Below are 6,367 nucleotides of genomic sequence, written 5' to 3'. Positions count from 1 at the left end.
GCCCGAGCCGCCCTCGTCCTGCTCCAGCTCGAGCACGGCCGCACCGCCTGAACGAAGATCACAAAACGTCACGAGGCGTTACCGAGAAGAGTTCACTGAGCAGAGCATCGCAGGCCGTTCCAAGATGAGCCGCGAGGAGCTGGTCGACGTGCTCGCCCGGGCCGGGCGTCACCGCAAAAAGCGCCGCCTGAGCCCCGTCGCCCGCCCCCCCATGACGTGGGCCCTGCCGGAGCCGATGCTCACCACGACCGTGAACAGCCCTGGCCCGCCGCCGGGGTGGGCGGCCGAACCGAAGTTGTGGACAGGGTTTGATGCTGTCCGCTGTCCGCTGTCCGCTGTCCGCTGTCCACGCACGCTTGCGGCTCTCGTCTCCGTCGACGCGTGGCCGGGTGGTGCTGCGCTCCAAGCGCGGCACCGAGATGGCGGCCTCATTTCCGGAGGCGGTGGCCGGGCTGTGCAACTGCCGGACGCGACCGCGCTGGACGGGCTATGTGACCTGTGGGGGTGTCTCAGCCCCAAGGTGTCTCAGGCGGCGCAGCTCGCCATAGGCGAGGCCTGACGGGCGTCGCGGCCACGTGCCGCAGCGGCCGCTCAGAGGTGGCCGTCCAGGAACTGCTGTACCTCGGCGATGGTCATAGGACCCGTGCCGTGCGCCACCGCCTCTCCTTCCTTCAGCAGGACGTAGGAAGGGGCTCCGGTGATCCCGTATCGCTCGGTTGCGGCCGGACAACGCGTGATGTCGGCGCGGACGGCCGTCAGGCGGCCCGTGTAGTCGTCGGCGATGCCACCCACGACGAGGTCCATCACCCGGCAGGGCTCGATCGCCTTGGGCCATGTCCCGGTGAAGTATGCGAGGACCGGAACCCCGCTCATCCCGAGGATGAAATTGAACTCCGCGTCCTCACGGGGGCGGTGCACCCGGTTCGCCATGGAAACTCCTGACCTCACGTTCCGTCATTCCATCCCCATCATCCCCCGCGCGGTGTGCCAGGCCCGCCCGGTCGGTCGTCCGGTTGACCTGTCGGAAGGGAGGCGCGGGGGCCGTCGCAAACCACGGTGGTCCCCGGCGCGAGCGTCCCGGCCCCCGCCCTTGGTGCCCCGGCCTGGCCGCCCCGCCGGTCACCCAGCTTCAGCCCGCCACGGGCCCGTGGGTCAGCTGGTGTCAGGACAGCGCCCTCCATGACGACGTGAAAGCCGTTTTCCAGGGCATGGCTGCCCAGATCACCGACCAGATGCTCGATGAGCGCGTCGACGAGCGGGCCGGTGCGCGTCGTCCACCGGATCCAGTCGAGCCGTATCCGCCACCCCGCTTTCAGAGACAGCGCCCCGACGGGCTTCCCGAGGCCTTGCGGACGGTCGAAGTACGCGTCAACTGATCCGAAGACCGACCGCCAGCGTCAGTTCAAGGACCCGGTGCGGCGATGCGAGATCCGGAAACAGCTCCCGCAGCTGCGACATCCGGTACCGGACGGTCTGGGGATGGACGAACAACGCCGCCGCCACCTCGTCCCGCCTGCCCTGGTGCAGCAGCCACGCCCGCAACGTCTCCTCCAGCCGCCGCGCGGTCGCGTCAGGCAAGGTCCGCAACGGTGCGAGGGCTCGGGCACGCAGGTCTGCGAACGCGTCCACGTCGGCGCTCAGCACCAGCTCGGGCAGGTGGTCCTCGGTGTCGCGAATATCAGAGGAGAGGGAGCGCGCGCGTACGGCTCGCGCGTACGAGGCGGACGCTCGAGTCCATGGCCGGGCCGGGCCGACCACGGCGGTGCGGTCGGTCAGCTGCCGCAAGAGATGTGATCGGTCGGCGTCGGGGACGAGCAGCACACCGGTGGCGTCCGGCAGATCGTCGAGGACGAGGGTGCTCGGGTCGAGCGCGCGGTAGGCAGGCCGGGCCTGGGCGGCGGGCAGCAGGACCGCGGTCAGCGAAACCGGAGGCTGCCACCCGGCCCGTTGAGCAGAGGCGAGCAGCACGTCCGGGCTCGCGCCGGCGAGGAGGTCGCGGGCCAGGTGTTCCAGGTGACGCTCTTGGGCCCGGCCCCGGGCGGCCAGTTCGTCGGCGTGGCCCGCGGCGCTCGCGGCGGAGAGCTCGTCGATGTAGGCGAAGGTCAGCTCGGCGAACTTGGCGACCTCGGCGGCGGGCAGACCTGCGGGTACGGCACCCGCTGCCAGACATCGCCAGGCCACGCGGGCGCCGACGCGGTAGGCGCTGAGCAGGGCGTCCATCGAACGGCCTTCGCGCACCTCGCCGCGGCCCAGCTCGTAGGCCGCGTCACCGGCGTCGCCGCCCGAGGCGTTCCCGCTCGCGAGATCCAGGTAGTGCCCCAGGGCGGTGCGGACGGCTCGGCGGATGGTGCCGCCCATGCGGCCCGAAAGGGCGTTGGCGTAGGGAGGGACCTCGTCGATGATCGCCTGGACGACCTCGTCGGCGGTGCTCTTCAGCGCGGCCCGAAGTGCGGTGACCGTCGTCTCATCCAGGGCCAATTCGCTGGCCCTCCGGATTGCATGGCTCACGTTTCTATTCCCTGCGAACAATTCAGCCGGCCAGATTTACGTCCTGCGGTCAGGACTTTACGCCCTGAGGCGCAGCAAGCTGGAGTCATGACGAGTACAGCCCTCCGCGGCAGGGCGTGGAAACTGCTGGAGATGGTCACGACGCCGCTGCTGCCGTCGGACTACCTCGACCTGGTCAGCCCGCTGCGTGCGGGCGCTGACCTGCGTGGGCGCATCGAGGCCGTGCACCCCGAGACGGGTGACGCCGCGACCATCGTGATCAGGCCGGGACGGGGCTGGCGCGGCCACACAGCCGGTCAGTACGTGCGGATCGGGGTCGACGTCGACGGGGTGCGCCTGTGGCGTGCCTACTCCATCACCTCGCCGACAAACCGCCGGGACGGCCGCGTCACGATCACCGTGAAGGCGATCCCGGACGGCAAGGTCAGCAACCACCTGGTCCGCAGGGCGAAACCGGGCACGCTGATCCAGCTCGACCAGCCGACCGGTGACTTCGTGCTGCCGCAGGCCAAGCCCGCCAAGGTGCTCTACCTGACCGCCGGCAGCGGCATCACGCCCGTGATGGGCATGCTGCGCGACACCGAGTTCGACGACGTCGTCATGGTCCACTGCGCGCCACAGCCGCAGGACGTGATCTTCCGCAACGAACTGCACGACCTGGTCGCGGACAAGAAGCTGCGGCTCACCGAGGTGCACACCGACACGGACGGCAAGCTCGACATCGCTCGTCTCGAAGAACTCGTGCCCGACTGGGCCGAGCGCGAGACCTGGGCCTGCGGGCCCGCGGGCCTGCTCGACGCCGCCGAAGAGCACTGGAGCGAGCACGGCGTACAAGAGCGCCTGCACACCGAACGCTTCCGCCCCAGCATCGCCGTCGTCGGCGACGGCGGCGAGGTCACGTTCAGCACCACCGGCAAGACCGTCGACGCGGACGGCGCCACGCCGCTGCTGGACGTCGGTGAGGAGGCCGGCGTGCTCATGCCGTCCGGGTGCCGCATGGGCATCTGCTTCGGCTGCGTCACGCCGCTCAAGGCCGGCGCCGTCCGCGACCTGCGCACCGGCGAGATCACCGAGGCCGAGCCGGGCGTCCTCATCCAGACCTGCGTGTCCGCCGCGGCGGGCCCCTGCGACCTCGAACGGTAGGAGCACCTTGACCGCCACCGACCCCACCGCCCACCTGACCGCGGAGCAGATCGAGGAGCTCGGCCGCGAGCTGGACGCGATCCGCGACGAGGTGATCGCCGGCCGCGGCGAGAAAGACGCCGCCTACATCCGTAAGGTCATCTCGGCGCAGCGCAAGCTGGAGCTGGTCAGCAGGGGCGTGCTGCTGTTCTCGATCTTCCCGCCCGCGTGGCTGATCGGCACCGCCGGTCTGTCCGTGGCGAAGATCATGGACAACATGGAGATCGGCCACAACATCCTGCACGGCCAGTGGGACTGGATGCGGGACCCGAAGATCCACTCCACCACCTGGGAGTGGGATCACGCCTCGCCGTCCGAGCAGTGGAAGCACTCGCACAACGAGCTGCACCACACGTACACCAACGTGATCGGCAAGGACAACGACCTCGGCTACGGCATCATGCGCGTCGACGAGGACCAGAGGTGGCACCCGTTCCACCTCGGCCAGCCGCTGTGGAACTTCATCAACGCCTGCTTCTTCGAGTACGGCATCGCGGCGTACGACCTGGAGCTCGCCAAGAACCTGCGCAAGCGCCGCCGCAAGGACCCGGAGTTCCGCGAGCGGGCCAAGGCCGTGGGCCGCAAGATCCGCAAGCAGGTGCTCAAGGACTACGTGATCCACCCGCTGCTGTCGGGCCCGTCGTTCCTCACCACGCTCGCCGCCACGTTCACCGCGAACCTGGTCCGCAACATCTGGACCCACTCGGTGATCATGTGCGGGCACTTCCCCGAGGGCGTGCAGGTCTTCGAGCGCCGGTCGATCAAGGGCGAGACGCGCGGCCAGTGGTACCTGCGCCAGATGATGGGCTCGGCGAACATCAGCGGCAGCAAGGCCATGCACTTCATGACCGGCAACTTGTCGCATCAGATCGAGCACCACCTGTTCCCGGACCTGCCGAGCAACCGGTACGCCGAGGTCGCGGTGAAGGTGCGCGCGCTGTTCGAGAAGTACGAGTTGGAGTACGTCACCGGGCCGCTGCCCAAGCAGGTGTTCTCGGCGTGGCACAAGGTCTTCCGGCTCTCGCTGCCGAACAAGAAGTCCAAGGTCAAGGCGCCGGACCGCGAGCAGGAGCTCGTCGCGGCCTGATTCCCGGTATTGGTTCAGATCTTTCGGCCGTACCGGCGGCACCGCCGGGTTCGGTGAGATCCGTTGCGGACGATGGGCGGCCGCGACATCAGACCGTACGACACGGGAGCCGGAGGAGCCCGGTGTCCGGCTGCGCTGCCTGGACGTGCGCCAGGGGCTCGGCGCACACCCCCCGGCGAGGTGTTGTAGTGCGCTGACCTGCCGTGGTCGGGCCGGTAGTCGGGTGCGTACGCGCACTCGGTTTGCCGACGGGCGGGCTGGGTGGCATGGGCTGTGACGTGGACACTGCCGGAACCGATGCTCGCCGCCCCTGTGTCCGACCCTGCGCCGCTGCCGGGATGGGCGGGTGAGCCGAAGTTATGGACTGGGTTTCGCCCTGTCCGGTGTCCAGGGTCCAGCAAGCGGTCGTCCGTAAGGGGGAGCCGTAGGCGAAGGGCGAACCCGGCGACAAATACTCGCCAGTAACCTTGAGGTCGAAGGGTGGGACAGCAGAGAACCCCGGCGGTCCCACCGAGGTCCATCGCCGTGAGGGTCTTCCGCCGGTCCGACCTGCGGCGCGAACCGGCGTGCCTCCATCAGTCCACAGTCTCCTGCGGGGGTCAGCCGGACCTCGTCGATGTCGAGGCGGGCCTGGACCTGCCGCAGGATGCCGACGTCGATGCGGTTGTCGTCGCGGAGGCGGACGACGGTGGCGCGTTCGTGGGCGAGGAGAGCGAGGCGCAGGGCGGTGTCCTGCTCAGCGCGGCGCACCGTCTGTCCGTCGTCCGTCTCGCTTTCTCCGGCGCGGGCGGCCTGGAGGTGGGTCTCGTACTCGCGGCGGATCCGCTCGGCGACCTCGGGGTCGGTACCGAGGCCGGCGACGATGCCTGGAAGCGCCTCGTACGCCGCCGCGGTGGCGGTGCTCCCGGCCAGGAGGCGTTCTTCGTCCACCGCGGTGTCACGGGGCAGCCCGGCCCAGCGCACCACGGCGGGCAGCAGCAGTCCCTGGGCAAGGAGGGTGACGACGATGATGCCGGAGGTGACGAAGACGATGGTGTCGCGGTGGGGGAGGGGTGTCGGAATCGAGCGTGACGGGCACCGACAGGGCCAGCGCGAGCGGGACCGCGCCGCGGAAGCCCGCAACGACCAGGTCGCGGGCATCGGGCAGATGGTCGTCCCCGGCACCCCGCGTGACTCCCTGCACATCCTGGACGCCCTGCTGAACCGCGACGGCGGCGTGAAGCCGGAGACGGTGGCCACCGACAACGCCTGCTGCTCCGACATCGTGTTCGGGATCTTCAAGACCTTGGGCTACAACTTCAGCCCCCGTTTCAAGGACCCGGACGACCAGCGGTTCTGGCGGGCCATGATGCCCGGCGTGGAAACGGGGACGTACGGGGTGCCGGAGCCGCTCGCGCGGAACCGGGTCAACCTGAAGAAGATCGAGACGTGGAAAGGCCGGGCATGCTCCGGGTCGCGGGCTCCCTGGTCACCAAGCAGGTCCGCGCCTAGCTATAGCTAGTGCCGCGGCAGGCAACGTTTGCCCGTCAAGGAGCGGCGTCCGGTGCGTGCTCTCGGTGTGCCGGCCGGAAGTCCTCGTACTGGACGTAC

At 69.5% G+C, this 6,367-nt stretch carries 7 protein-coding genes and 1 pseudogene; 6 read left to right on the top strand and 2 right to left on the bottom strand.

The features are described 5' to 3' along the window. Positions 1–591: 591 nt before the first annotated feature. Positions 592–930, bottom strand: a complete 339-nt coding sequence (locus tag AB0J04_RS44895) for a thioredoxin domain-containing protein (protein WP_363174501.1) — start codon at positions 928–930, stop codon at positions 592–594. 257 nt (positions 931–1,187) lie between these two features. On the opposite strand from AB0J04_RS44895, the gene AB0J04_RS44890 reads away from it, so the two are divergent. Further along, positions 1,188–1,376: a hypothetical protein gene (locus AB0J04_RS44890; RefSeq protein ID WP_363174500.1), complete on the top strand. Its 189-nt coding sequence runs from the start codon at positions 1,188–1,190 to the stop codon at positions 1,374–1,376. Here the strand turns inward: AB0J04_RS44890 and AB0J04_RS44885 are convergent. Continuing rightward, a complete protein-coding gene (locus tag AB0J04_RS44885) occupies positions 1,369–2,508 on the bottom strand; it encodes a helix-turn-helix domain-containing protein (protein WP_363174499.1) in 1,140 nt (379 codons plus the stop codon). The genes AB0J04_RS44890 and AB0J04_RS44885 overlap by 8 nt on opposite strands. Positions 2,509–2,595: 87 nt before the next feature. Here AB0J04_RS44885 and AB0J04_RS44880 point away from each other — a divergent pair, with 87 nt between their 5' ends. From AB0J04_RS44880 to AB0J04_RS44860, 5 genes and pseudogenes are all read left to right on the top strand, one after another. After that, positions 2,596–3,651 carry a ferredoxin reductase gene (locus AB0J04_RS44880; protein ID WP_363174498.1) on the top strand — a complete coding sequence of 352 codons (1,056 nt, stop codon included), beginning with the start codon at positions 2,596–2,598 and terminating at the stop codon, positions 3,649–3,651. 7 nt (positions 3,652–3,658) lie between these two features. After that, on the top strand, positions 3,659–4,777 hold the full coding sequence (locus AB0J04_RS44875; RefSeq protein WP_363174497.1) for an acyl-CoA desaturase: 1,119 nt from the start codon (positions 3,659–3,661) through the stop codon (positions 4,775–4,777). Positions 4,778–4,835: 58 nt separating this feature from the next. Beyond that, a complete protein-coding gene (locus AB0J04_RS44870) occupies positions 4,836–5,054 on the top strand; it encodes a DUF6207 family protein (protein ID WP_363174502.1) in 219 nt (72 codons plus the stop codon). A 248-nt stretch (positions 5,055–5,302) separates the two neighbouring features. Further along, the gene (locus AB0J04_RS44865; RefSeq protein ID WP_363174496.1) at positions 5,303–5,848 is read left to right on the top strand and encodes a hypothetical protein; all 546 of its coding nucleotides are present in this window, start codon (positions 5,303–5,305) and stop codon (positions 5,846–5,848) included. Between the two features lie 43 nt (positions 5,849–5,891). Further along, a pseudogene (locus AB0J04_RS44860) lies at positions 5,892–6,265 on the top strand (Tn3 family transposase); the annotation flags it as partial. Positions 6,266–6,367: the final 102 nt, after the last annotated feature.

The organism is Streptomyces sp. NPDC050263, assembly GCF_040655955.1.
Taxonomy (GTDB): Bacteria; Actinomycetota; Actinomycetes; order Streptomycetales; family Streptomycetaceae; genus Streptomyces.
This window is presented reverse-complemented; position numbering and strand designations above follow the sequence as displayed.

Bases quoted from the DNA above. Each gene is read 5' to 3' on its own strand.
- AB0J04_RS44895 (WP_363174501.1), bottom strand. From the start codon at position 930: ATGGCGAACCGGGTGCACCGCCCCCGTGAGGACGCGGAGTTCAATTTC.
- AB0J04_RS44880 (WP_363174498.1), top strand. From the start codon at position 2,596: ATGACGAGTACAGCCCTCCGCGGCAGGGCGTGGAAACTGCTGGAGATG.